The sequence below is a fragment of the Nocardioides baculatus genome (assembly GCF_016735675.1).
Lineage (GTDB): Bacteria > Actinomycetota > Actinomycetes > Propionibacteriales > Nocardioidaceae > Nocardioides > Nocardioides baculatus.
The window spans coordinates 451,793-476,690 of the sequence record NZ_JAERSG010000002.1 but is presented as its reverse complement, the minus strand read 5'-3'; the positions used below and the strand labels follow the sequence as shown (position 1 = coordinate 476,690).

The window sequence follows — 24,898 nt, the reverse complement described above, 5'->3', positions numbered from 1 at the left end:
GTCACGAGGATGGCGAAGAAGAGCCGCGCGGTCGGCGGCACGCCGGCCACCGTCGCGCTGACCGCCGCCGGCATCGCCTACGAGGTGCGGTCCTACGAGCACGATTCCTTGATGACTGATCGGTCCCTGAGGAGGGCGCCCAGCGCCCGTCACGAAGGGTACGGCACCGAGGCGGCCGAGGCGCTCGGCGTGGACCCGGCGCGGGTGTTCAAGACCTTGCTGGCCTCCCTCGACGGCACGCTGGTCGTCGGCATCGTCCCGGTGACCGGACAGCTCGACCTGAAGGCCCTGGCACGGGCGCTCGGGGGGAGCAAGGCGGTGATGGCCGAGGTCGCCGCCGCAGAGCGGGCCACCGGCTACGTCGCCGGCGGCATCTCGCCCGTCGGGCAGAAACGCCCGCACCGGACCGTCCTCGACGCGAGCGCGCTGGAGCACGCGACGATCCTGGTGTCGGGCGGGCGGCGCGGCTTCGACCTCGAGCTCGCCCCGACCGACCTGGTGGCGGTCACCGGAGCGGCGACCGCCCCCATCGGGCGCTAGCGCGGGCGTACGACACAAGCACCGGCGGTGTGCGAGGAGGATTCCGGGCGTCCGGGATCCCCCTCACGCCGCTCGATCAGTTGGTCGTCAGCTTGAGCTGGCCGTGGACGACGTCGCCGTCGACCCAGCCGGTGACACCGAACGCGGAGAGCGGGGCGAGGTTGTCGCTGACCTCGGCGCCGCCGCCCATCTCGTCGGAGAGCCGGACCAGCCAGTCGTCGTCGACGTCGAAGTTCACGTAGATCACCGTCTGGGCGTCGCCGCTGTCGACGACCTTCGCGTAGCCGTCGCTACCGGCGAGGTCGCCACCGCTCTCGAGCTTGCTGCGGTAGTCGTCCTGGAGCGCGAGCACGGCGTAGCCGTCGCCCTCGGACACCTGGAGGAACTCCGCGGCCTCGGGACCGGCGAGCTCGCTGATCTTGTCGAGCACCGACTGGATCTCGTCGGCGTCGCCCTTGATGCGGATGCCGGCGGGGACCTCGCCCGGTCCGCCGTTGGTGATCGCGTCGGGGTCGATGCCGCTGCCCAGCGAGACGGTCACACCCTCGCCCAGCAGGGTCTCGACGTCCTCGGGAAACGCCAGCCCGGTCTCGTCCTCGAACTGCGCGAGCTGCTCGTCGAAGGTGTCGGCCTCACTGGGCAGGCTCTTCTTCAGGTAGTCGTAGAGGGCGTCGGCCCAGCCCTTCTCCAGGCTGAAGCCCATCGCAGCGACGGTGTCCTCCGGCAGGCTGCCGACCATGTCGACGCCGGTCTCGGAGTCGAGGAACTTCGTCATGTCCTCCTGGTAGTTGGACATGGCGTACTCGACCTCGACGGCACCGTCGTCGAAGCGCACGGTGGCAGCCGCGCCGTCGAACTTGTCGATCAGCTGCTGGAGCTCCTCGGGCACCTGCTCGTCGCCCATCTCGCTGCCGTCCATCGGCATGCCGCCGAGCATGGCGCCCATGCCAGCGGCGTCGTTGAGGTACTGAGCAGCGGCCTTGGCGACGTACATCGTCATGAAGCCGTCGTCGCCCGCCTCCCCGGTCCACTGGCCGAAGGCCGCGTCGCCGGAGAGCGTGCCGCCGTCGGTCGCGTCGACGACCTGCTGGGCGATCTCCTCGGTCTCGGCGATGACCATCCAGTCACCGTCGACGACCCAGCCACCGGCACCGTCGCCCGTGTCCTCGGCGCCGCCGCACTTCTCGACGAGGGTCGCCATGCCGTCTTCGGCCTTCCCGGCATCGGTGACCTGGACCACCCCGACCGGCGCCGGCTCGTCCTCGCCGAGGTCGACGGCAGCCATGGCCGCGCGCGAGCCGAGCCACGGCTTGACGTCGGCGGCGTAGTCGAGGTCCTGGCACTCACCTGACTTCGTGACCTCCTCGAAGAACCGCTCGCGCAGGTCGTCGTCGGTGTCGAGGTTGACCTTGTCGGTGAAGGCCGGGAACTTCCTGAGCATCTTGATGGCCTCGATCTTCTGGCCGCCGCTCGGGTCGAGGTCGACGCTCATGTAGGCGATCGTCGAGTCGGGAAGGGCCTCGGCCGGCTGCGCGCCCGTCGCGAAGAAGCTGGTGGCGGCCCAGGCGCCGCCGGCAACGACGGCACCGCCGGCCACGATCGCGCCGAGGGCGATCAGGCGCTTGCGGTTGTCGTTGCCGTGGTCGCCCGCGTGGGCGGACCCTTCCGGACCCTGCGGACCGGTCGGTCCGTCGCTCGATCCGTCGAGGTACTCCGGGCTCCCCGGTGTGGTGGTCATGACAGTTCTGCTCCCCCGCTGCACGTGTCCCGAACGGCTCGGGACGGCCCACTTGTGGTCGCGCTCAGCCTACCCACGCGAGCGCCGCGCCAACCCCTGTGTGCCGAAGAGAAACATCCCGACCAGACCAGTCATCGCACCCGCCGGGAAGGCGGCCAGGGCGGTCGACATCCAGGGTGTACGGCCGCGGTCGGGGGCGGTCAGGCCGAGGCCGCCCGGAAGAGGTGTGTAGTCGGGGCTGCCCGCGGCCAGGACCTGCGGGTCGGGCGGACCGAGCGAGGTGCCGACGGCGTACATCACGAGGCCGGCGGCCGCGGCGGCGACGAGCACGGTGAGGACGGTGGCCATCTCGCCGTCGCGCCACAGCGCGGCCACGGACGCGAGGACGACGCCGAGCGGGAAGGCGATCACCACGAAGAGCGCGACGGACTGGAAGGCGACGTCGGGACCGGCGGGCTCGAGGTACCACTGGTTGTCGTAGGTCAGGCCTGCCGTGGGGTCGGACAGCCGCTCCCACAGCAGCCCACCCGCGGCGCCGGCGACCAGGAAGCCCACCACCGTCAGCGCCAGGTGCGTGAGCACGGACCGGGATCCGCTCATCCGGTCAGGCATCCGGGACCCAGCAGCTGCTTGAGGTCGGCGAAGAGCGCCGGGCTCGGGGTGACGCGCAGGTTGTCGTCGAGGCGCAGCACCTTGGTGGAGCTGCGGGTCAGCAGCCGCAGCTGCACCTCGGTCATGCCCGGGTGGGTGCCGAGGACGTCGCGCAGCTGGGCCACGACCGGCGGCGTGCAGCGCGTGGACGGCAGGCTGATCACGACGGGGCCCGTGGGCCCGTGCGTCAGGTCGGGTGCCGTGACCTCCTGGGCGCGCAGCTCGGGCTGTTCCTTGTCGCGGGACAGCTGGCCCTTGATCCGGACGATCGCGTCCTCGACCAGGAGCGTCGAGGCCAGGGTGTAGGCGCTCGGGAACAGCAGCACCTCGATGGCGCCGTCGAGGTCCTCGAGCGTGATCGTCGCCCACGGGTCACCCCGCTTGGTGATCTTGCGCTGCACCGAGGTGACCAGGCCGCTGACCGTCAAGGTCGAGCCGTGGGCACGCTCCTCGTCGAGCAGCAGCTGGCCGATCGTGCAGTCGGTGCCCTGGGACAGCACGTGCTCGAGGCCGAGCAACGGGTGGTCGGAGACGTAGAGGCCGAGCATCTCCCGCTCGTGCCCGAGCAGGGTCATCTTGTCCCAGTCGTCGATGTCGGGGATCGTCACGCTCACGCCGAAGCCGGCGTCGTCCTCGCTGAGGCCGCCGAAGAGCGAGTCCTGGCCGATCGCCTCGTTCTTCTTGAGGTCGACGAACTGGTCGACGGCCGTCTCGTGCACGGCGGCGAGGGCGCGGCGCCGGTGCTTCATGTCGTCGAAGGCGCCGGCCTTGATCAGCGACTCCACGACGCGCTTGTTGCAGACCAGCGCGGGGACCTTCTCCATGAAGTCGTTGAAGTCGACGTAGCGGCCCTTCTCCTCGCGTGCCGCGACGATGCCGGCGACGACGTTGTGGCCGACGTTGCGCACGGCGGTGAGGCCGAAGCGGATGTCGTTGCCCACCGGGGTGAAGTCGGCGTGGGACTCGTTGACGTCCGGCGGCAGCACCTGGATCTTCATCCGGCGGCACTCGTTGAGGTAGATCGCCATCTTGTCCTTGTCGTCCTTCACCGACGTCAGGAGGGCGGCCATGTACTCGGTCCGGTAGTTGGCCTTGAGGTAGGCGGTCCAGTAGGTGATGACGCCGTAGGCGGCGGAGTGCGACTTGTTGAAGGCGTAGTCGGAGAACGGGAGCAGGATCTCCCACAGCTTGTCGATCGCGACCTGCGGGAAGCTGCGCTCGAGCATGCCGGCCTGGAAGCCGGCGTACTGCTTGTCGAGCTCCTCCTTCTTCTTCTTGCCCATCGCGCGACGCAGGTTGTCGGCGGCACCCAGGGTGAAGCCGGCCAGCACCTGGGCGATGGCCATCACCTGCTCCTGGTAGACGATCAGGCCGTAGGTCTCCCCGAGCACCGGCTCGAGCGCCTCGGCGAGAGCCGGGTGGATCGGCTCGATCGGCTCGCGACCGTTCTTGCGGCGGGCGTACTTGTTGTGCGAGTCGGCGCCCATCGGGCCCGGTCGGTAGAGCGCGGAGACCGCGGTGATGTCGGCGAACGCGTCGGGCTGCAGCGAGCGGAGCAGGGAGCGCATGCCCGAGCCGTCGAGCTGGAAGACGCCCAGCGTGTCGCCGCGTCCCATCAGCTCGTAGGTCGCCCGGTCGTCGAACCCGAGCTCCTCCAGGACGACCGTCTCGTCACGGTTGACCTTGATGTTGGCGATCGCGTCGTCGAGGATGCGGAGGTTGGACAGACCGAGGAAGTCCATCTTGACCAGCCCGAGCGACTCGCACATCGGGTAGTCGAACTGGGTGATCACCGCTCCGTCCTGCGGACGGGACATGATCGGGACGATGTCGATCAGCGGCTCGCTCGACATGATCACGCCGGCCGCGTGCACGCCCCAGTTGCGGATCTGGCCCTCGAGGCCGACCGCTGTCTCGTAGATCGTGCGGACGTCGGGGTCCTGCTCGTGCAGCGCACGGAACTCGCCGCCGTCGCGGTAGCGCTTGTGGTCGGGGTTGAAGATGTCCTTGAGCGCGACACCCTTGCCCATCACGTCGGCCGGGTAGGCCTTGGTGATCCGGTCGCCGATCGCGAAGCCGTGGTCGAGCACGCGGGCGGCGTCCTTGATCGCGGCCTTCGCCTTGAGCCGGCCGAACGTCGCGATCTGCGCGACGCGCTCGGCGCCGTACTTGTCGCTGACGTAGTTGATGACCTCACCACGACGGGCGTCGTCGAAGTCGATGTCGAAGTCGGGCATCGAGGGGCGCTCGGGGTTGAGGAACCGCTCGAAGAACAGGCCGTGCTCGAGGGGGCACAGGTCGGTGATGCGCAGCGCGTAGGCCGCGATGGAGCCGGCACCCGACCCGCGGCCGGGACCGACGCGGATGCCGTTGTCCTTGGCCCAGTTGATGAAGTCGGCGACCACGAGGTAGTAGCCGCAATAGCCCTTCTGGGAGATGATCGCCAGCTCCATCTCGACCCGGTCGCGCACCTCCTGGTCGAGCCGCTCGCCGGGGTAGCGGGCCTCGATGCCGCGCCAGACCTCCTTGCGGAACCACGAGTCCTCGGTCTCGCCCGCCGGGACGTCGGCGCGGGCCATGTAGCCACCGGTGGACTCGGTGAACTCGACCTCGCACCGCTCGGCGATGGCGAGGGTGTTGTCGCAGGCCTCGGGCATGCCGAAGCGGTCGGCCCAGAGCTCGCGCATCTCGGCAGCCGACTTGATGTAGTAGCCGCCGCCGTCGAACTTGAGGCGGTTGGTGTCGGAGAGCCGCTTGCCGGAGGCGACGCAGATCAGGGCGTCGTGGGCGGCGGCGTCCTCCGGGTTGTTGTAATGGGAGTCATTGGTGGCGATCGGCGGGATGCCCATCTGCTTGCCGAGGCGCAGCAGGTCGTCGCGGACCCGCTTCTCGATGTCGATCCCGTGGTCCATCAGCTCGAGGAACACGCTGTCGCGCCCGAACATGTCCTGGAGCTCGCCGGCCTCCCGCACCGCCTCGTCGTACTGGCCGAGGCGCAGCCGCGTCTGGATCGCGCCGCTGGGGCAGCCGGTGCTGACGATGATGCCCTCGCTGTGCTCGGCGAGGATCTCCTTGTCCATGCGGGGCTTGTAGAAGTAGCCCTCCATGCTGGAGCGCGACGAGAGCCGGAAGAGGTTGCGCATGCCCTCGGTGCTCTCGGCCCACATCGTCATGTGGGTGTAGGCGCCGCCGCCCGCGACGTCGTTGCCACCCTCCTCGGCGAGGTCGCCCTGCCCCCAGCGCACCCGGCGACGCTCGCCGCGCTGCGTGCCGGGGGTGATGTAGGCCTCGATGCCGATGATCGGCTTCACCCCGTGGCGCCGGGCCTTGCTGTAGAAGTCGTAGGCGCCGTGGAGGTTGCCGTGGTCGGTCATCGCGATCGCCGGCATGCCGAGCTCGCTGGTGCGGGTGAAGAGGCCGTCGAGCAACGAGGCCCCGTCGAGCATGGAGTACTCGGTGTGGACGTGCAGGTGCACGAAGCTGTCAGGGGCAACGGCCGACATGGAGGAGACTTCCGCACCTTTCGTGGGTCGCTGACGGGTGCCAGCCCTGGTCTACGGGCTGGCGGGACTGCTGACTGCTCGACTCGTCGGACCGGTCGTGCAGTCGGAGAGGGGGAAGAGCAGTCAGCCTACGTCAGTGTGCACGGCCCCACCGACAGGACACTCGCCGGCATTTCGCCTCCCGGCCGTCCCTCGTCACAGCCAGTCGAGGGCGTGGCCGTGACCGTGGCTCCAGGCCACCGGGACCCCGTCCAGCGCGGTCACGAAGCGTCCCGACGGGACCTCCGCGTCGCCGGTCACGTCGGGCAGGACACGGCGACCCTCGTTGCTGATCCAGCGGCAGCGGCCCTCCGCCACGAGGCCGCTCATCAGGTCGTGGAACCGGCGCCGGTCGGGCTCCTCGAGGTAGGCGATGACCGCCGAGTGGAACACCACGGGCGTGCCGTGCGGCGCGGCCTGCTCCAGCAGCGCGGGGAGGTGGTCGAAGAGGTCGCCGCGCCGGAGCAGCGGAGGCTCGCGGCGGGCCACCTCCACGGCCGCGCGCAGGCGCTCGCGCCGCTCGTCCTGCTCGGGCCAGACCAGGTTCTCCAACCAGGCCATCGCGTCCGCGTCCGCGACGTCGAGGGGGTTGAGGTCGACCCCTCCGCGCCAGGCGACCTCCGGGTGCCGGACCGGCACGGGGAGGGATCCGGTCGCGGTGGCCGTCAGGGTCGGTCCGCCGCTCCCCCGCAGCTCGCCGAGCGGCGGCCACGCGTAGTCGTACCGGTCCGGGTGGAGGCACAGCCCGGCGCTCGCGCCGACCTCGATCAGGGCGAGCGGACCCCCGACGAGGGCGAGGACCGGGGTGAGGGTGGCGAGCCGCCCCGCCTCGTTGGTCTGGGTCGCCCGCGACAGCACGGTCGCCCGCACCTCGGCCTCGTGCTCGAGCAGCACGCGGCGCAGGCCGGCGTACGGCCCGGGTGCCGGTGCGCCGTGCCAGCGGGCGGCGGCGAACACCAGGTTGGGCTGCCGCTTGATCGGCGGCAGCGTGCCGAGCCACGCCAGCACCTCGGGGTCCGCGGCGACCCCCAGCGCCCACGCCTCGAAGCACGGCGAGTCGCCGGCGGCGTACGTCGCGAAGTCGCGGTACTCCTCGATCACGTCGTCGTACAGCAGCATGCGGCCATCCTGCCTCGTGGTGGGCGCGGTCGGTTTCCCCGGTTACCCGGGGAAACTGGAGCCTTGCCCGCGAAACTTCGCACGGGAACCTCCAGTTTCCCCGGGTAACCGGGGATCGCGACACCGGGTCAGCGGCGGGTCGGGAAGGGCCCGCCCGGGCCGATGCCGGCGTTGCCCATCCGGATGCCGGAGAACTCCAGGCCGCGCTCGCGCACCTCGGTGAACCAGGGCTCCAGCTCCGGCAGCACGCGCAGCTCGATGCCGTGCTGCTCGTGCAGTGCGACCAGGTCGCCGACCGCGACCGGCGGGCCGAGCGGCTCGACCGGACGGGTGGCCACGTGGGCGTGCGGCCGCTCGCCGAACGGCGCGAAGTCGTTCGCGTCGAACCGGTAGGCGAAGAGCAGGGTCCGGCGCATCGTGGACAGCCAGCGCTCCTCGACGGCGTGGACGCGCGGCTGGTCCTCGTCCGAGGCGTCCCACGAGCACACGCGCGGGCACTGCCGCGGGAACCAGTAGCACGGGCTGTTGAGGGCGTCGACGGTCCAGACGTAGGCCTCCGGCTGCTGCGCGGTGGCGGCCACGTGCGGCACGAACGCGTGGATCGACGGGTCCTCGCTGAAGTGCAGGACCTCGCCGGGTGCCGGCAGTCCGCTCATCCTCGGCGACGGACGGTCGGGTTCGCGAGCGTCTCGGCCAGGCAGAGCTCGGCGGCGCCGTGGAGCTGTGCGGCTGGGCCGAGTGCACTGGGCACGATCTGCGCCACCGCCCGGCTCTGGCCCAGCGCCCGGGAGGCCACGCCCTGGGTGACGTGCGGGACGAGCTGGTCGAAGATCGGTCCGTAGCAACCGCCGAGGACGACGACGTCGGGGTTGAGCAGGTTGACCAGGTTGCCCACGCCGACACCGATCCACCGCGCGGCCGCAGGGTCGATCGTCCCGCCCGCTCCACCGAGGAGTGTCGCCTCCCCTGCCTCGGTCTCCCAACAGCCGACCTTGCCGCAGGAGCACGGACGACCGGACGGATTGACGAGCATGTGGCCCGCCTCGCCCGCGTAGCCGGCGGACCCGAGCATCGGTCGTCCGCCCAGGATGAGTCCCGCCCCGATGCCGACCCCACCGGAGACGAAGACGAGGTTGTCGTGACCCTGGCCGGCACCGCGCCGGTGCTCGCCGAGGGCCCCGAGGTCCGCCTCGTTGGCGACCAGGACGGGAGTCGTGGGCTGGCCCATCTGGTCGGCCAGCAGCGCCCCGACCGCAACGTCACGCCAGCCGAGGTTGGGGGCGAGGTGGACGAACCCGTCGGACCTCCTCACCAGGCCGGGCACGGCGACGCCCACACCGGCGACGGTGCCGTGCGCAACCTGCTCCGCGAGCGACCGCAGCGCCCGGGCCACCTGGCCGAGGGTCGCCTCGGGCGTCCGCCGCGCTCGGCCCACGTCCTCCTGCGCCTCGCCGAGCAGGGTGCCGCCCAGCCCGACCGCGGCAACGGTGATCGAGTCCACGCCGAGCTCCGCGGCGAGGACGACCGCACCCTCGGGCCGGACGGACACGACGGGTGACGGACGACCCGGGCCGCTGCGGGCGGCATTGCCCTCCTCCGAGGCGAGGCCGCGGGCGACCAGCTCCTGCACCAGGTCGGCGACGGTCGAGCGGCTGATCCCGGTGCCGGCGCCGAGCTCGGAGCGCGACGCCGGTCCGCGTCGGTGCAGCCGCTCCAAGAGCGTCGCGAGGTTGTGCTGGCGTACGGCCGACGTCGTGGCGCCCAGTCGTGCGGGCGCCGCAGGGCTGCCGGATCCGGGCGAGGAGCTCACCGCACGATCCTTGCAGAGCCGTTGACCGAAGTGACGTACGTCACCTAACGTGCGACTCGTCCCCCAATTTGTTCTGGTCCCAAACAATTTCTCGGAAGGCTTCCCATGAACAGACCGCTCACCCTCCTCGCCACCGGCCTCGGCGCCGGTGCGCTCCTGCTGGGCGGGGCGACGTTCGCCCCCGCCGGCGCCGAGCCCGACGCCGTAGCCGGTGCGGCCACCGCGTCGGCGGCGGCGCCCTACAAGGTGCTCGTCGTCGCCAAGACCTACGGCTTCCGCCACTCGCACATCGACGAGACCACGAACGCCGTGATCAAGCTCGGCGAGGAGAACGGCTTCACCGTCGACGTGTGGGACCCGCCGATCCCCGGGAAGTCTGCCGGCCAGCCCGCCCTGACGCTGCCCTCGACGCCGTTCACCAGCACCGAGGCGCTCTCGCAGTACGCCACGATCATGTTCGCCTCGCCCGTCGACGGGACCAACAGCGGCAACACCGCCCTTCCGCGCACGCTCGACGACGCCGAGCTGGCGGCGTTCCAGGGCTACATCCGCCAGGGCGGTGGCTTCGTCGGCCTCCACGCGGCGACCGACGAGATGCACGCCGTGCCGTGGTTCAGCCGACTGACAGGCGGCTCGGCCCGGTTCCGCAACCACCCCCAGCAGCAGACCGCGACCATGCGCGTCGAGAGCCCGACGCACCCGTCGACGACGATGCTGCCGAAGGAATGGATCCGCTTCGACGAGTGGTACAACTTCACCGCCAACCCGCGCCCCGACGTGCACGTGCTGCTCACGCTGGACGAGTCGACCTACAACCCGGGCAGCGGCCGGATGGGTGCTGACCACCCGATCGCCTGGTGCCACAACTTCGAGGGCGGTCGCTCCTGGTACGAGGGCGCCGGCCACGTCGAGTCCTCCTATGCCGACCCGCTGTTCCTCGGGCACCTGCTCGGCGGCATCGAGTGGACCGCGGGCGTCGTCGAGGGCGGCGGCAACTGCATCACCTTCCCCGAGGTCGAGAAGATCAACTCCGGCCTCGGCACCGGGGGCAACCGCCAGGTGAAGCTCAGCGGTGACGTGGCTGACTACCTCGCGGCCGCGCAGGCGGCAGCCGACGCGGGCGACCACGCCCGGGCCGCGCGCATCCTGGAGCAGGCCCGGGGCAAGGCCCACGGGCTGCAGGACAAGACGCTGGTCGCCAAGATCGACGACCTCGCCGTGTGGCAGCGGGGCCTCGTCGGGTTCTGACCGACCGACGCACCACCGACCGGCCACGCTCGCAGGGGCGTGGCCGGTCGTACGTCAGCCTGACGGGTCCAGAGACCCCAGGGACTCGGTGATGATCACGTCGACGATGCGCGCGACCCGCTCCTCGCCGAGCTCGGGCGCCACCGCCGCGACCCGGCGGGCGATCTCCGCCTCGCGGTCGGGATCGCGCTCCCCCGACGGCTTCACCGACTGGACCGCGCGGGTGAGCGCCGTACGTCGCGCGAGCACGTCGCCGAGCACGAGGTCGGCCTCGTCGATCAGCGCACGCAGGAAGGCAAGCGGGACGGGGCCGGGCCAGGCGACCCGGATGTCGGGCGCCTTCTCCTCGTTGCCCGCTCCGTCGGTGCGCTCGAGCTCGAGGCAGCCCCGACTCCGGTAGAACGCGCGCGCAGGCAGGTTGGACTCGAAGACCCAGAGGCAGAAGCCGTCGGGCCGCAGCGAGGTCACCACGTCGAAGAGGGCTGCGCCCACACCGCGACCCTGGTGCTCGGGACGGACGTAGAGGTCGTCGAGCCACGTCGGCGTGCACCGGGCGTAGCCGGCGACCTGCTCGCCGTCGGTGGCCACCCAGACGTCGTACGCCGTCAGGTCCCAGCTCGCGACCCAGGCGTAGGCCTCCGCGTCAGCGTGGACGGGCGGCGGGAACGCCGTGCCCGCGCCGTGGCGTGACGCGAGGTGGACCTCCGCGATCTGGGTCAGGTCGGCGGAGGTGGCCGGGCGCAGCGTCAGGCCGTCAGCGTTCATCTCGTCAGTGTTCATCCCGAATGGCATCGAGCGCGTGGGCGAGGTCGTCGGGGTAGGTCGACTCGTAGATGACGTGGTCTCCCGACTCCGGGTGCTCGAAGCCGAGGCGCATGGCGTGCAGCCACTGGCGCTGGAGGCCGACGCGAGCGGCGAGGGTCGGGTCGGCGCCGTAGGTGAGGTCGCCGACGCACGGGTGCTTGAGGGCGCTCATGTGCACGCGGATCTGGTGGGTGCGCCCGGTCTCGAGGTGGATCTCGAGCAGGCTCGCGAAGCGGTGGGCCTCGAGCGTCTCGTAGTGGGTGATGCTGTGGCGGCCGTCGGCCATCACGGCGAACTTGTAGTCGTGGGCCGGGTGGCGCCCGATCGGGGCGTCGACGGTGCCGGCGAGCGGGTCGGGGTGGCCCTGGACGAGGGCGTGGTAGGTCTTGTCGACCGTGCGGTGGCGGAAGGCGTTCTTGAGGACCGAGTAGGCGTGCTCGGACTTCGCGATCACCATGACGCCGGACGTGCCGACGTCGAGGCGCTGGACGATGCCCTCGCGCTCCTTCGCGCCGGACGTCGAGATCCGGTAGCCGGCACCGGCGAGGTGACCGACGACCGTCGGCCCCTTCCAGCCCGGCGAGGGGTGCACGGCGACGCCGACCGGCTTGTCGATCACCACGATCGCGTCGTCGTCGTGGATGATCCGGATCCCCTCGACGATCTCCGCCCTGACCTCGAGCGGGTCGCGCTCGGCGGGGATGGTCACGTCGAGCATCGCCCCGCCGTGGACCCGGTCGCTCTTGCCGACCGAGGCACCGTCGACCTGCACGAGGCCCTGCGAGATCAGGTCGGCCGCCTTGGTGCGCGAGAACCCGAACATCCGCGCCATCGCGGCGTCGACGCGCTCCCCCGCCAGCCCCTCGGGGACGAAGACGGTGCGCTGGTCGGTGTGGCTGCTCATCGGCGGGCGCTCACGGCTGCGTCGCGGAGGCGGCGTCGGAACGGTCGTCCGCGTCGCGGCTCCCGTCGAGCGCCACACCCCGGAAGGTCTGCAGGATGATCAGCCCGGCCGCGACGTTGATGCAGATGTCGGCGATGTTGAAGACCGGCCAGTTGGGCAGCATGAGGAAGTCGACGACGTGGCCGTGCAGCGGCTCGGGGTCGCGCACCAGGCGGTCGGTGAGGTTGCCCGAGACACCGCCCAGCAGCAGGCCGAGCGCGAGCGCCCATACCGAGCTGCGGACGCGGCGGCTGAGCCACAGCACCACGACCACCGCGACCACGGCGAGGGCCGTGAAAACGATGGTGAAGTCGGTGCCCGTGCTGAAGGCCGCACCCGGGTTGAAGGTCAGGTGGAGGGTGAACCAGTCACCGATCAGCGGCTTGTCACCGTCGACCAGCGCGGACAGTGCCCATTGCTTCGACCCCAGGTCGGCGACGTACGCCACCACGGCGATCGCCGCGAACACGAGACGCGCGTCGGGGCGCCGTCGGGACGGGCCGTGATCGGCCGAGTCGCTGGAGTTCAGCGACGCTCCTCGCGCTGCTTGCATGACATGCACAGTGTGGCATGCGGCACCGCCATCAACCGATTCTTCCCGATGGGGTTGCCGCAGGAGTCGCAGACGCCGTAGGTGCCGTCGTCGATGTGCGCGAGGGCGCGGTCGAGCTGGTCGAGCGTCTCGCGCTCCCGTGCCAGCACGGTGAGCTCGTGGTCGCGCTCGAAGCTCGTCGCCCCGACGTCGGCCTGGTCGTGCCCGGCACCGTCGCCGGCGTCGCGCATCAGCCGCGCCAGCTCCTCCTCGGCCTCCCCGATCGAGACGTTGAGGCGCTCACGGTGCTCGTTGAGCTCCTTGACGACCTCGTTGAGCTCGCTGCGCGTCCAGGCGTCCTCGCCCTCGAGGACGACGAGCTTCGCGGGGGTCGCCTTGCGGGGTGCTGCCTTCTTCGCGGGTGCCGAGTTGGTCACGGAGGATGCCTTCTTCGCAGGAACGGTCGTGGTGGCCTGGGCGGCCGGGGTCTTCGTGGCTGCAGCCTTCTTCGCCGGAGCCTTCGTGGCGGGGGCCGCCTTCTTGGCCGGAGCCTTGCTGGCGGGGGCCTTCTTGGCGGGGGCCTTCTTGGCGGGCGCCTTCTTGGCGGGGGCCTTCTTGGCAGGCGCCTTCGGGTCGGGAGCCTTCGCGGCCGAAGCCTTCTTCGCCGGAGCCTTCGTGGCGGGGGCCGCCTTCTTGGCCGGAGCCTTCTTGGCCGGAGCCTTCTTGGCCGGAGCCTTCTTGGCCGGAGCCTTCGCCGCCGGGGCCTTGGCGGGCGCCGTCTTCTTCGCCGGCGCCTTCGCCGCAGGCGCCGCCTTCTTCGCGGGCGCCTTCTTGGCAGGAGCCTTCTTCGCGGGCGCCTTCGCTGCGGAAGCCGCCTTCTTCGCCGGAGCCTTCTTCGCTGGAGCCTTCTTCGCTAGAGCCTTCTTCGCCGGAGCCTTCGTGGCGGGCGCGGGCTTCTCCGCAGGGGCCTTCGCTGGGGACTTCGCCGTCGACTTCCGGCCGATCACCCGCTTCGCGGCCGCAGCGGCAGCGCCGGCGAGTGACGTGCGCGCGGTGCCAGCCATGTCCGAGGGCCTCCCCTGCTCCGGTGTGTGGCACGAGCCACACAGTCGCAGGGAGGGTATCCGCTGGTAGGGGGCAGGCCAACCTCGGCTCGCCGAAATGCGAGAACGGCCACCCTGATGGGTGACCGTCCTCGTGTCGAGCGTGGTGCGGGTGGTGGCGAGAGGCTCAGCCCTCGTCGTCGCCCAGGACCGAGCGCAGGCGCTTCGGACCCTGACCGCTGTCCACCGGAGCCTGGCTGTCGCTGCCCGTCGAGAGGGCCTCCAGCTGCTGGGTGAAGTAGGTCTTCAGACGCGAGCGGTACTCGCGCTCGAACTGGCGCAGCGTCTCCACGTCGCCGTTGAGCTTGTCGCGCTCCTTCTCGAGGTCGCCGAACATCTGCTGGCGACGCTCGGCGGTCTCCGAGTCGAGCATCTGCGAGCGCTGACGGGCGTCGGCCTCCATGCGGTCGGCCTTCGACTTGGACTCACCCTCGAGGCGCTCGGCCTTGGTGCGGGCGGCACCGACGATGCGGTCGGCCTCGTTCTTGGCGTCCTCGACGAGCTCGTCGGCGTTGCGCGTGGCGATCTCGAGCAGGCGGGCCGCGGCGTTGGACGCGTCGGCGACCGTACGGACCGGCGGATCGGGCTGGACGGGGGCCGCCACTGCGACGGGCTCCGGCTCCGGCTCGGGCTCCGGCTCGGGCTCCGGCTCGGGAGCGGCGAACGACACCGGCGCGGGCGCCGAGGAGCCACCACCGGACTGCGCCGCGGACAGCTTGGCCCGCAGGTCGTCGTTGTCCTTGGTGAGCCGCGCGAGCTCGGCCTCGACCTCGTCGAGGAACTGGTCGACCTCACCCATGTCGTAGCCCTCGCGGAGCCGGACAGGCGTAAAGCGCTTGTTGCTCACGTCCTCAGGCGTCAGCGGCATGACGTCACCAAACTTTCTTCGATATCACGGTGGCTCTGGCTGTCAGAGACAATAGCGCCCGGCGGCTCCACCAGCACAGTGACCCGTGTGGCGGGTGGTTCGGGCAGGTCGTGCGAGCGGGCGTCGTAGGGACGCCTCACCCCAGGCTGAACACGGTACGGACGACGTTGAGCAGCAACCAAGCCGTCACCATCACCAGCAGGAAGCTCAGGTCGAGTGCGACCGAGCCGATGCGCAGCGGCGGGATGACCCGGCGCAGCGCGACGATGGGCGGGTCGGTCGCGGAGTAGACACCCTCGAGCGCGACGAGCAGCGGCCCGTGCGGCTCCCACCGACGCGCGAAGACCTGGACCCAGTCCACGATGAACCGGATCCAGAGCAACGCGATGAAGATGAAGAGGATGTAGTAGAGCGTCAGGCCGAAGTAGTACACAGGAGAAGACTGCCTCAGCTCTGGTTGAAGAACCCGTCCTCGGCCATCCGCTCCTTGTCCTCGGCGGAGATGGCCACGTTGGGCGGGGACAGGAGGAAGACCTTGTTGGTCACGCGCTCGATCGATCCGCGGGTCGCGAAGATGAGGCCGGCAGCGAAGTCGACGAGGCGCTTGGCGTCGTTGTCGTCCATCTCGCTGAGGTTCATGATCACGGGGGTGCCGTCGCGGTAGTTCTCACCGACGAGACGGGCCTCGTTGTAGTTGCGGGGGTGCAGGGTGGTGATGCGGCTCAACTCGGCCACGACTCCTGTCTGGACCGAGGCCGGTCGACGGCGCTCGGCGAGGTCGGACACAGGGGCAGGGCGTCGGTCGCGCACGACCGGACGCTGGTCGACGGCGTCGTGGGTCGAGGTCTCCGTGTCGCCGTCGTAGTCGTCGTAGTGGCCGGTGTCCTCGAGCAGGCCGAGGTACTCGCCGATCTTCCTCATCGCGCCGCTCATGAGAGTCTTCCTCCGCTAGACAGGGCGACCTCGATCGGACGCCTGATAACTGTTGTCGACATTACTTGTCCCGAGGCCTCGGACCGAGGACCGCGGACCCGACACGCAGGTGTGTCGCGCCGTGCCGGATCGCCGCCTCGAGGTCACCGCTCATCCCGGCGGACAGCACCGTCGCGTCGGGGTGCTGCGCGAGGAGGTCGGCGTGAATCGTCGCGAGCCGCGCGAAGGCGTCGTCGGGGTCTCCACCCAGCGGCGCGACGGCCATCAGGCCGCGCAGCCGGAGCATCCCCGCCTCGTCGACCCTGCGTGCGAGCTCGTCGAGCTCCGCGGGGTCGGCCCCGGCCCGACCATCGGCACCCGGCGGGTCGAGGCTGACCTGGAGCAGGACGTCGACGTCGTGGCCGCGGGAGTGGGCGCCGCGGGACAGCGGGCCGACGAGCTTGGCGCGGTCGACCGACTCGACCACGTCGGCGTACGACGCCACGGCCGCGGCCTTGTTGGACTGGAGCCCGCCGATGAAGTGCCACCGCAGCCCGAGGTCGGCGCACTCGGCGGCCTTGGCCTCGGCCTCCTGGTGGCGGTTCTCGCCGACGTCGGTGATGCCGAGGTCGGCGAGGAGCCGGACGTCGGAGGCGGGGAAGAACTTGGTGACGACGACGAGCCGCACGTCGTCGGTGCGTCGGCCCGCGTCCGCACAGGCAGCAGCGATGCGACGGCGTACGGCGTCGAGGTTGGCGGCGATCTCGTCGCGGCGCTCGCTCACGGATGGCTCCAGATCGCGCCGGCGAACCGGGTGGCGGCCGCGCCGTCGCGACGGTAGGACGGCCAGCTGGGGTCCTCGCGCGTGCAGACGTCGACGACCCGGACGTCGGTGATGCCGGCCGCCGCGAGCTGCGCGCGTACGCCGGCACCGAGGTCGAGCGCGGGAGTCCCCCAGGACGTCGTGGACCGGGAGGCGGGAACGATCGCACCGACCTGCTCCTGCAGCTGGACCGGCACCTCGTAGCACGCACCGCACACGTGCGGGCCCATCCACGCGACCTTCGGGTGTCCCCCCGCGTCGCGCACCGCCGCGATCGTGGCGGGAACCACGCCGGCGGCCAGGCCCGGGCGTCCGCAATGGACGGCGGCGATCCACCCGGTGTCCGGATCGGCCAGCAGGACCGGCACGCAGTCGGCGGCACGGGCCAGCAGCGCGACCTCGGGTTGCGAGGTGTAGAGGGCATCGCAGGTGTCCGGCCCACCCGCATCCCGGCCGGCGACCAGGGCGGCGTCCGCACCGTGCACCTGGTGCATCAGCACCGGGGTGGCCATGGTCGCCTCAGCGACCTGCCGCAGCGCCTCGTCGCGTACGTCGTCCGCGGCCGCGTCGCCGAGGCTGAGGGACACGTCGGTGAAGGCGACCTCGATGACGAGGTCGCCTTCGATCCGATCGTGGTGGTGGAGCAGCGTCACGAGCTCACTTCAGGAAGTCGGGGACGTCGAGCTCGTCGTCGTCGAACTGGACCTGCCGCGCCGGGCGGGGCTGGGCCGCCGGAGCGGGAGCCTCGGCGGACGGCGCCGACGGCGCCGACGGCGCCGACGGGGCGAACGTGGTCGGAGCGGGAGCACCGTCGGTCCGCGCCGGCGCCGGGGTCGCCGCCTTCGTCGCGAGCTGCTGGGCGGCGGCCCGCGTCTGCTCCTGGGTCTGGGCCGGCTGGGTCCGCTGCAGGACGTTGCCGTCGGAGCGACGCTTGGGCATCCCACCGTCGAAGCCGGCGGCGATGACGGTCACCCGCACCTCGTCACCGAGCGCGTCGTCGATCGTCGCACCGAAGATGATGTTGGCCTCGGCGTGCGCGGCCTGCGACACCAGCGCGGCGGCCTCGTTGATCTCGAAGAGACCGAGGTCGGAGCCACCGGCGATCGAGAGCAGCACGCCGTGCGCGCCCTCGATGCTCGCCTCGAGCAGCGGGCTCGAGACGGCCATCTCGGCCGCGGCCACCGCGCGGTCCTCGCCGCGGGCCGAGCCGATGCCCATGAGGGCGGAACCGGCGTTGGCCATCACGGACTTCACGTCGGCGAAGTCGAGGTTGATCAAACCGGGCGTGGTGATCAGGTCGGTGATGCCGGAGACACCCTGCAGCAGCACCTGGTCGGCCTGCTTGAAGGCGTCGAGGATCGACACGCTGCGGTCGGTGATCGACAGCAGCCGGTCGTTGGGGATCACGATGAGGGTGTCGACCTCCTCGCGGAGCTGGCTGATGCCCTCCTCCGCGGAGTTGGCGCGGCGCCGGCCCTCGAAGGCGAACGGTCGCGTCACGACACCGATGGTCAGGGCGCCCAGCGAGCGCGCGATGCGCGCCACGACGGGCGCGCCGCCGGTGCCGGTGCCGCCGCCCTCGCCGGCCGTCACGAACACCATGTCGGCGCCCTTGATGACCTCTTCGATCTCGTCGGCGTGGTCCTCGGCGGCCTTGGCGCCCACCTCGGGGTTGGCGCCGGCGCCGAGCCCGCGGGTGAGCTCGCGGCCGATGTCGAGCTTGACGTCGGCGTCGCTCATGAGGAGTGCCTGGGCGTCGGTGTTGATCGCGATGAACTCGACGCCCTTGAGGCCGACCTCGATCATGCGGTTGACGGCGTTGACGCCACCACCGCCGATGCCCACGACCTTGATGATCGCCAGGTAGTTCTGCGCTGCTGCCACGGCACGGGGCCTTCCTTGAGGGGACTGCATGAATGGAGTTCGGGGAGTGCTGCTGCTCGGTGTCTGGGGAAGGAACGAGATCCGGTGCCACACCCTCGGGCGGCGGAACCTTAACCGTCAGCCTGAGGGTTATAGTTATGTCAACCTCGCCTTTCGACAGACCATAGGCAGCGACAGCCGAGCAGCGGTGGCAACACGCCCAGCGGGCGGGAGTTTTCTCGGCGCCGGGTCCGATCGGTCCCTGGGTGGCGGCACACGACAACGTCGCTGGCCTGGGTGGCGGCACACGACAGCTCAACGGACCGACGGCCTGTCGTGTGCCGCCACCCTCGACGGGCCGGGGTCAGGGAGCGGTGGCGGCGTACGTCGGGTTGCCGGGGACGCTGACGTCGTAGTACGGCGCCTTCTGGGCGGCCAGCAGCTTGTCGACGACCTCGGCCTTGAGCTCGGACTCCTCCGCACTCCCCCACAGCACCTGCCGCTTGTCGCGCATCACCAGCGTGATCTGGTCGACGGTCTCGACCTCGACGTGGTCGACGCGGCTCGCGAGGTCCTCGGGCAGCGCCGAGACCACGGTCGCGGCCTCCTTGAGCGCGTCGGTGCCCGCGGACCCGCCCGCCTGGACGCGGGGCATCCCCTGCGGAGCGTTCTTGTACTCGCGGAAGACCACGCCGTCGGCGTCGAGGCCGCGCAGCGTGCCGGCCAGCTCGACGACGGCGACGGCCGTGCGCTCGACCACCGTGATGCGTACGCCGTCGGGCCAGGTGCGGACCACGTCGACGGACTTGACCTCCGCCAGCGACGCGACGCGCGCGTCGGCGCGACCGAGGTCGACGAGCGCGAGCTGCTCGCCGAGCGGTACGGCGGCGCGCTCGCGGATCCGGCCGTCGCTGAGCAGCTGGTTGCCGACGACCTCGACCCGCTTGACCTGGAGGGTCGCGGAGAAGAACACCAGCCAGATCGACGTACCGATCAGCGCGACGACCACCAGCAGCGCCAGCACGTAGCGCAGGGAGACCCAGCGGCGGGCCCACTGCCGGCGCGCGAAGCGGCGGCGGGTGCGCCGTTCGGCGCGCTCCTCGCGGTCCACTCACGCACCGCCCGGCTGGAGCAGCGCGAGCACCTGGGGGCCGACCGTGGTGATGTCGCCGGCACCGAGGGTGATCACGAGGTCGCCGGGGCGCGAGCGCTCCGCGAGCACCTGCGCGGCGGCGCCGAGGCCGTCGACGTAGGTCACGTGCTCGGCCGGCAGGGGTACGGCGCGGGCGACGAGGTGGCCCGTGACCTCCGGGTCCGGGTCCTCGCGCGCGACGTAGACGTCGAGCACCACGACCTCGTCGGCGGCACCGAGGGCGATGCCCATCGCCTCGCCGAAGATCCGGGTGCGCGAGACCAGGTGCGGCTGGAAGGCCGCGACGACGCGGCCCTCGCCGGCCAGGGCGCGGGCCGCCTCGAGGTCGCCGCGGATCTCGACGGGGTGGTGCGCGTAGGAGTCGTAGACGCGGACGTCGGCCGCCTCGCCCTTGAGCTCCATCCGGCGCCCGGTGCCGGTGAAGCCGCCGAGCCCCTCGGCGAGCGACTCGAACGAGAGGCCGAGCCGGAGGCCCATGGCGAGCGCGGCGACGGCGTCGAGGACGTAGTGGCGACCGGGGATCCGCAGCCGCAGCTCGCCGAGGTCGGTGCCGGCGCGGGTGATCCGGCAGGTCGAGGTGGACCCGTCGAGCGCGAGGTCGTGGATGCGGAGGTCGACCTCGGCGGACTCCCCCACCGTGACGACGTCGCGTCCCTGCGCGCGGGCGCCGGCGGCCAGCGTGGCGGCGCCGGGATCGTCGAGCACGCAGACCACGAACCCGGCGGGGTCGATCGTGTCGACGAAGTCCTCGAAGGCGCGGTGGTAGGCCTCCTCGGTGCCCCAGTTGTCGAGGTGGTCGGCCTCGACGTTGGTGACGATCGCCGCGTGCGGTCGGTAGTGGAGGAAGGCGCCGTCGCTCTCGTCGGCCTCGGCCACGAACAGGTCGTCGCCGCCCGCGTCGGCGTTGCGACCGGTCGCGGTCAGCACCCCGCCGACGGCGTACGACGGATCGGTGCCGGCGGCCAGGAGCGCCGAGGTGAGCAGCCCGGTGGTCGTCGTCTTGCCGTGCGTGCCGGCCACGGCCAGCACCCGCGAGCCCGCCATCACCGAGGCGAGGCCGGCCGAGCGCGGCAGGATCCTCAGGCCCCGGCGCCGAGCCTCGAGGACCTCGGGGTTGTCGTCGCGCGCCGCCGTGGTGACGACGAGGGTGTCGGCATCTCCCACGTGGTCGGCGTCGTAGCCGAGGTGGCAGGTCACCCCGAGCTCGCGCAGGGCCGGGAGGAACGGGGTGTCGTGGTCGTCGCTGCCGGTGACGGGGATGCCACGCCGCGCCATGATGCGCGCGATGGCCGAGATGCCGGCGCCACCGATGCCGACGCAGTGGACGCGGCCGAGGTCGGTGGCCGGGAGGATCTCGTCGGGGACGGGGATCCTCACGACGCGGTCCCTGCGGCGTCCACGATCATCCGGGCGAGCTTGTCGTCGGCATCGAGCGGGATCACGCCCTGCGCCGCCGCACCCATCGCGACCAGGCGGTCGGCGTCGGTGAGCAGCCCGGGCACGCTCGCCGCGACCCACTCCGGTGTGAGGGCGGCGTCGGCGACGAGCAGGCCGCCACCCGCGTCGACGACGGGGCGGGCGTTGAGAGCCTGCTCGCCGTTGCCGATGGGCAGTGGGACGTAGATCGCGGGCAGGCCCACGCCGGACACCTCGGTGACGGTGTTGCTGCCGGCCCGGCAGAGCACCGCGTCTGCGGCGGCGTAGGCGAGGTCCATGCGATCGACGTAGGGCAGCACGACGTAGGGCACATCGCCCGACGCGACGCTCAGCTCGTGCTGGGGACCGACGATGTGCAGCACCTGGACGCCGGCCGCGGCCAGGTCGGCGGCGGCGCCGGAGACGGCCGCGTTGATCCGCGCCGCGCCCTGGGACCCGCCGGTGACCATCAGCACGGGCCTGTCGTCGCGGAGCCCGAAGGCGTCCAGCGCCTCGGCGCGCAGGGCAGCCCGGTCCATCGTGGAGATGAGCCGACGGATCGGCAGTCCGGTCCACGCGGCGTGGGGCAGGTCGCTGTCGGGGAAGCTGGTCGCGACGTGGCGCGTCATCCGGGCGCCGAGCTTGTTGGCGATGCCCGGGATCGCGTTGCCCTCGTGCACCACGATCGGCACCCCGCGCTTGCGGGCGGCGAGGTAGGCCGGCACGGAGACGTAGCCGCCGAAGCCGACGACGACGTCGGGACGCGTGCGGTCCACCACCTCGAGGGCCGCGGCGCGCGCGGCGCGCAACCGGGTCGGCGTACGCAGCAGGTCGGGGCCGGGGCGTCGCGGCAGGGGCACGCGCGGGACGAACTCGAGGGGCAGGCCGGCCTCCGGGACGAGCCGCGCCTCCAGGCCCTCACGCGTGCCGAGGCAGGTGATCTCCGTCGCGAGGTCGAGCCGTCGCAGGGCGTCGGCCGTGGCGAGCAGGGGCGAGGTGTGGCCGGCGGTTCCGCCGCCGGCGAGGAGTACGCGCATCAGGGATGAATCTACCGATGCGCAGAGGCGGAGAGACCGGCGGAGCGGTTGCGACGGCGAGCCGCGAGGGCGGCGGCGGCCTCCGGCTCGCGGCGCGCGAAACCGATGATCAGCCCGAGGGCCACCAGCGACGGCAGCAGCGCTGACCCGCCGTAGGAGACGATCGGCAGTGGGATGCCGATGACGGGCAGCACGGCGAGGACCATGCCGACGTTGATCATCATCTGGCCGAGCAGCCAGACGATGATGCCGAAGGTGGCGTAGCGGACGAACGGGTCCTGGGTGCTGAGCGCCACCCGGATGGCGGCGTAGGCGATCGTGAAGAAGAGGCCCACCACCAGCAGGGTGCCGACCAGGCCGAGCTCCTCGCCGAGCACCGCGAAGATGAAGTCGGTGTGCGCCTCGGGCAGGTCGCCCCACTTCTGGGTGGAGGCACCGATGCCCTGGCCGAACCAGCCGCCGCTGGACAGCGCGTAGAGACCGTGCGCGGGCTGCCAGCCCGCGTCGGTGTAGTCCTTGAACGGGTCGCTGAAGTGCGTGATGCGGTTGAGCCGCTCGGGGTCGGTCGCTGCCAGGGCCACGGCGGCGACGCCGAGGACCGAGAGGCTGAGCCCGAACAACCGCATGGGCGCTCCGACGACCCACAGCATCCCGAGCAGGATCGCGGCGAGCACCATCGCCGTGCCGAGGTCGCGTCCGACGAGCACGAGCCCGATGACGGCGAACAGGCCGGGGACGACGGGCACCAGCAGGTGGTGGAGCTCGCGCAGGCGTCGCTCCTTGTGGGCGTAGATGTTGGCGGCCCACAGCACGATCGCGAGCTTGGCGATCTCGGCGGGCTGCACGGTGAACGGCCCGACCGCCAGCCAGTTCTTGTTGCCGTTGACGTAGACGCCGAACCGCGCGACGAGACCGAGCAGCACGAGGGCGAAGAGGAAGCCCGGGTAGGCGAGGCGGCGGATGTGCTTGATCGGGAGGCGTGACGCGACCCAGGCGCAGGGCACGCCGACCACGACCCAGAGCAGCTGCTTCTTCACCACGGCGTAGGAGTCGTCGTAGATGACGTAGGACCGCACGCTCGACGCGCTGAGGACCATGATCACGCCGATGGTGAGCAGCAGCGCCGAGGCGCCGAGCAGGAGGTAGTAGGAGGCGAGGGGCTTGTCGAGCGCGCCGCGCACCGAGCCCCACCCCGACACGTAGGGGGCGAGCAGTCCGGCCGCCCTGTCGCGGAGGGAGCGCCAGCCCGACGGGCCGACGTCCTCGGGGTTCGCGGTGGTCACTGCTCGCGCTCCCCTCTTCGGATGGGCTGGGTCTCAGTCGTGTCGGGCGATCCTGCGGCGTACGGCGTTCGCGAACTCGTCGCCGCGGTGGGCGTAGTCGGCGAACATGTCCATGGAGGCGCAGCCCGGTGCCAGCAGCACCGTGTCACCGGACCTGGCGAGTCCGGCAGCAGCGTCGACCACCCGCTCCATCGGGTCACCAGTCTCGTCGGCACCCACATCGATGACGGGCACATCGGGCGCGTGTCGCGAAAGAGCGTCGGCGACGACCTGGCGGTCGCGGCCCAGCAGCACGACGCCCCGGAGCCGGTCGCGGGCCGCGACGACGAGGTCGTCGAAGCGGGCACCCTTGGCCAGCCCACCGGCGACCCACACCACGGCGTCGTACGCACCGAGCGAGGACTGCGCGGCATGCGGGTTGGTCGCCTTGGAGTCGTCGACCCAGGCGATCCCGTCGTGCTCGGCGACGAGCGCGATGCGGTGGCCGTCGGGACGGAAGGAGCGCAGCCCGTCGCGCACGGCCTGCTGGCTGACGCCGTGGGCGCGAGCCAGCGCGGCGGCGGCGAGGGCGTTGGCGACGAAGTGCGGTGCCTGCGAGGCGAGCTCGTCCAGGGTGCAGAGCTCGGCGGCGCTCGTCGCGCGGTCCTCGATGAACGCGCGGTCCACGAGCAGGTCCTCGACGATGCCGACGTCGCCGCTGGACGGCGCGCCGAGGGTGAAGCCGACGGCGCGGGCGCCCTCGACCACATCGGCCTCGCGGACCATCTCCTCGGTGGCCGCGTCGGCCAGGTTGTAGACGCACGCACGCTGCACGCGCTCGAAGATCCGGGCCTTGTCGGCCGCGTAGTCGCGCATGCCGTCCACGCCGTCGTACCAGTCGAGGTGGTCCTCGGCGAGGTTGAGCACGGCGGCCGACTCGGCGGACATCGAGTGCGTGTAGTGGAGCTGGAAGCTGGAGAGCTCGACGGCCAGCACGTCGTAGGGCTCGGGGTCCATGACCGCCTCGACGATCGGCAGGCCCACGTTGCCGACCGCGGCTGCCCGGAGCCCGGCGGCGAGCAGGATCGACTGGAGCATCTGGACGGTCGTGGTCTTGCCGTTGGTGCCGGTCACCGCCAGCCACGGGGCGGCGTGCTCGGGATCGCGCAGCCGCCAGGCGAGCTCGACCTCGCCCCAGACGGGCACGCCGCGCTCGGCGGCCTGGGCGAGCAGGGGCGAGGAGGGCTTCCAGCCCGGGGAGGTGACGACGAGGTCGACGTCGTCGGGCAGCACGGACGTGGCCCCGGCCTCGAGGCGTACGGTCGCGCCGAGGGTCACGAGCAGCTCGGCCTTCTCCGCCCGCGCCTCGCTGGTGGCCTCGTCGAGCGCGGTCACCTGCGCCCCGAGGAACAGCAGGTTGTCGGCGGCTGCGTAGCCGGAGACGCCGAAGCCCGCCACGACGACGCGGACGCCCGACCAGTCGCTCGTACGGGTCAGGGACGGAACATCAGGAGTCATCGGGGTCCCCGCGGCG

The 24,898-nt window shown here is 71.5% G+C and carries 23 protein-coding genes; 2 read left to right on the top strand and 21 right to left on the bottom strand.

The features are described from left to right. Positions 1–9 precede the first annotated feature (9 nt). Positions 10–540 (top strand): Cys-tRNA(Pro) deacylase, encoded by a 531-nt coding sequence (gene ybaK / locus JI751_RS08030; RefSeq protein ID WP_201935337.1) that lies wholly within the window; start codon positions 10–12, stop codon positions 538–540. Positions 541–616: 76 nt separating this feature from the next. Here the strand turns inward: ybaK and JI751_RS08025 are convergent, their stop codons facing one another. The 6 genes from JI751_RS08025 to JI751_RS08000 all read right to left on the bottom strand — a co-directional run bounded on the left by JI751_RS08025 (position 617) and on the right by JI751_RS08000 (position 9,400). Next, the gene (locus JI751_RS08025; protein ID WP_201935336.1) at positions 617–2,278 is read right to left on the bottom strand and encodes a DUF3352 domain-containing protein; all 1,662 of its coding nucleotides are present in this window, start codon (positions 2,276–2,278) and stop codon (positions 617–619) included. 69 nt (positions 2,279–2,347) lie between these two features. After that, positions 2,348–2,878, bottom strand: coding sequence for a hypothetical protein (locus tag JI751_RS08020; protein WP_201935335.1), 531 nt, complete (start codon positions 2,876–2,878; stop codon positions 2,348–2,350). Beyond that, positions 2,875–6,432, bottom strand: coding sequence for a DNA polymerase III subunit alpha (dnaE, locus tag JI751_RS08015; RefSeq protein WP_201935334.1), 3,558 nt, complete (start codon positions 6,430–6,432; stop codon positions 2,875–2,877). The genes JI751_RS08020 and dnaE overlap by 4 nt, the downstream gene beginning before the upstream one ends. 195 nt (positions 6,433–6,627) lie before the next feature. After that, positions 6,628–7,590 carry a DUF2332 domain-containing protein gene (locus tag JI751_RS08010; RefSeq protein WP_201935333.1) on the bottom strand — a complete coding sequence of 321 codons (963 nt, stop codon included), beginning with the start codon at positions 7,588–7,590 and terminating at the stop codon, positions 6,628–6,630. Positions 7,591–7,718: 128 nt separating this feature from the next. Beyond that, the gene (locus tag JI751_RS08005) at positions 7,719–8,246 is read right to left on the bottom strand and encodes a DUF6886 family protein (RefSeq protein WP_201935332.1); all 528 of its coding nucleotides are present in this window, start codon (positions 8,244–8,246) and stop codon (positions 7,719–7,721) included. Beyond that, positions 8,243–9,400 carry an ROK family transcriptional regulator gene (locus JI751_RS08000; RefSeq protein WP_201935331.1) on the bottom strand — a complete coding sequence of 386 codons (1,158 nt, stop codon included), beginning with the start codon at positions 9,398–9,400 and terminating at the stop codon, positions 8,243–8,245. Before JI751_RS08000 ends, JI751_RS08005 begins: the two co-directional genes overlap by 4 nt. A gap of 105 nt (positions 9,401–9,505) precedes the next feature. On the opposite strand from JI751_RS08000, the gene JI751_RS07995 reads away from it, so the two are divergent. After that, entirely contained in the window at positions 9,506–10,648 is a 1,143-nt protein-coding gene (locus JI751_RS07995; protein WP_201935330.1) for a ThuA domain-containing protein, read from the top strand. A 54-nt stretch (positions 10,649–10,702) separates the two neighbouring features. On the opposite strand, the gene JI751_RS07990 is transcribed toward JI751_RS07995, so the two are convergent. From JI751_RS07990 to murD, 15 genes are all read right to left on the bottom strand, one after another. Then, positions 10,703–11,413: a GNAT family N-acetyltransferase gene (locus JI751_RS07990; protein ID WP_201935329.1), complete on the bottom strand. Its 711-nt coding sequence runs from the start codon at positions 11,411–11,413 to the stop codon at positions 10,703–10,705. Positions 11,414–11,417: 4 nt separating this feature from the next. Further along, positions 11,418–12,356, bottom strand: a complete 939-nt coding sequence (locus tag JI751_RS07985) for an RluA family pseudouridine synthase (protein ID WP_201935328.1) — start codon at positions 12,354–12,356, stop codon at positions 11,418–11,420. A 10-nt stretch (positions 12,357–12,366) separates the two neighbouring features. Next, the gene (gene lspA, locus JI751_RS07980) at positions 12,367–12,864 is read right to left on the bottom strand and encodes a signal peptidase II (RefSeq protein ID WP_307813996.1); all 498 of its coding nucleotides are present in this window, start codon (positions 12,862–12,864) and stop codon (positions 12,367–12,369) included. A gap of 56 nt (positions 12,865–12,920) precedes the next feature. After that, entirely contained in the window at positions 12,921–13,991 is a 1,071-nt protein-coding gene (locus JI751_RS20920; RefSeq protein WP_236665837.1) for a TraR/DksA family transcriptional regulator, read from the bottom strand. Positions 13,992–14,157: 166 nt separating this feature from the next. Then, the gene (locus JI751_RS07970; protein WP_201935323.1) at positions 14,158–14,898 is read right to left on the bottom strand and encodes a DivIVA domain-containing protein; all 741 of its coding nucleotides are present in this window, start codon (positions 14,896–14,898) and stop codon (positions 14,158–14,160) included. A 136-nt stretch (positions 14,899–15,034) separates the two neighbouring features. After that, positions 15,035–15,331 (bottom strand): YggT family protein, encoded by a 297-nt coding sequence (locus tag JI751_RS07965; protein ID WP_201935321.1) that lies wholly within the window; start codon positions 15,329–15,331, stop codon positions 15,035–15,037. Between the two features lie 14 nt (positions 15,332–15,345). After that, positions 15,346–15,831, bottom strand: a complete 486-nt coding sequence (locus JI751_RS07960; RefSeq protein WP_201935320.1) for a cell division protein SepF — start codon at positions 15,829–15,831, stop codon at positions 15,346–15,348. Between the two features lie 61 nt (positions 15,832–15,892). Then, positions 15,893–16,594 carry a YggS family pyridoxal phosphate-dependent enzyme gene (locus JI751_RS07955; RefSeq protein WP_201935319.1) on the bottom strand — a complete coding sequence of 234 codons (702 nt, stop codon included), beginning with the start codon at positions 16,592–16,594 and terminating at the stop codon, positions 15,893–15,895. Continuing rightward, positions 16,591–17,286, bottom strand: coding sequence for a purine nucleoside phosphorylase YfiH/LACC1 family protein (locus JI751_RS07950; protein ID WP_201935318.1), 696 nt, complete (start codon positions 17,284–17,286; stop codon positions 16,591–16,593). The genes JI751_RS07955 and JI751_RS07950 overlap by 4 nt, the downstream gene beginning before the upstream one ends. A 4-nt stretch (positions 17,287–17,290) precedes the next feature. Continuing rightward, positions 17,291–18,547: a cell division protein FtsZ gene (gene ftsZ, locus JI751_RS07945; protein ID WP_236665836.1), complete on the bottom strand. Its 1,257-nt coding sequence runs from the start codon at positions 18,545–18,547 to the stop codon at positions 17,291–17,293. A 313-nt stretch (positions 18,548–18,860) separates the two neighbouring features. Continuing rightward, complete coding sequence (locus JI751_RS07940; RefSeq protein WP_201935316.1) at positions 18,861–19,607, bottom strand: cell division protein FtsQ/DivIB; 747 nt, start codon at positions 19,605–19,607, stop codon at positions 18,861–18,863. Then, positions 19,608–21,026, bottom strand: a complete 1,419-nt coding sequence (gene murC / locus JI751_RS07935) for a UDP-N-acetylmuramate--L-alanine ligase (protein ID WP_201935315.1) — start codon at positions 21,024–21,026, stop codon at positions 19,608–19,610. After that, the gene (gene murG, locus JI751_RS07930; RefSeq protein WP_201935314.1) at positions 21,023–22,102 is read right to left on the bottom strand and encodes an undecaprenyldiphospho-muramoylpentapeptide beta-N-acetylglucosaminyltransferase; all 1,080 of its coding nucleotides are present in this window, start codon (positions 22,100–22,102) and stop codon (positions 21,023–21,025) included. Before murG ends, murC begins: the two co-directional genes overlap by 4 nt. A gap of 11 nt (positions 22,103–22,113) precedes the next feature. Next, complete coding sequence (ftsW, locus tag JI751_RS07925) at positions 22,114–23,385, bottom strand: putative lipid II flippase FtsW (RefSeq protein WP_201935312.1); 1,272 nt, start codon at positions 23,383–23,385, stop codon at positions 22,114–22,116. Between the two features lie 33 nt (positions 23,386–23,418). Then, on the bottom strand, positions 23,419–24,882 hold the full coding sequence (gene murD, locus JI751_RS07920; protein WP_201935310.1) for a UDP-N-acetylmuramoyl-L-alanine--D-glutamate ligase: 1,464 nt from the start codon (positions 24,880–24,882) through the stop codon (positions 23,419–23,421). Positions 24,883–24,898 lie beyond the last annotated feature (16 nt).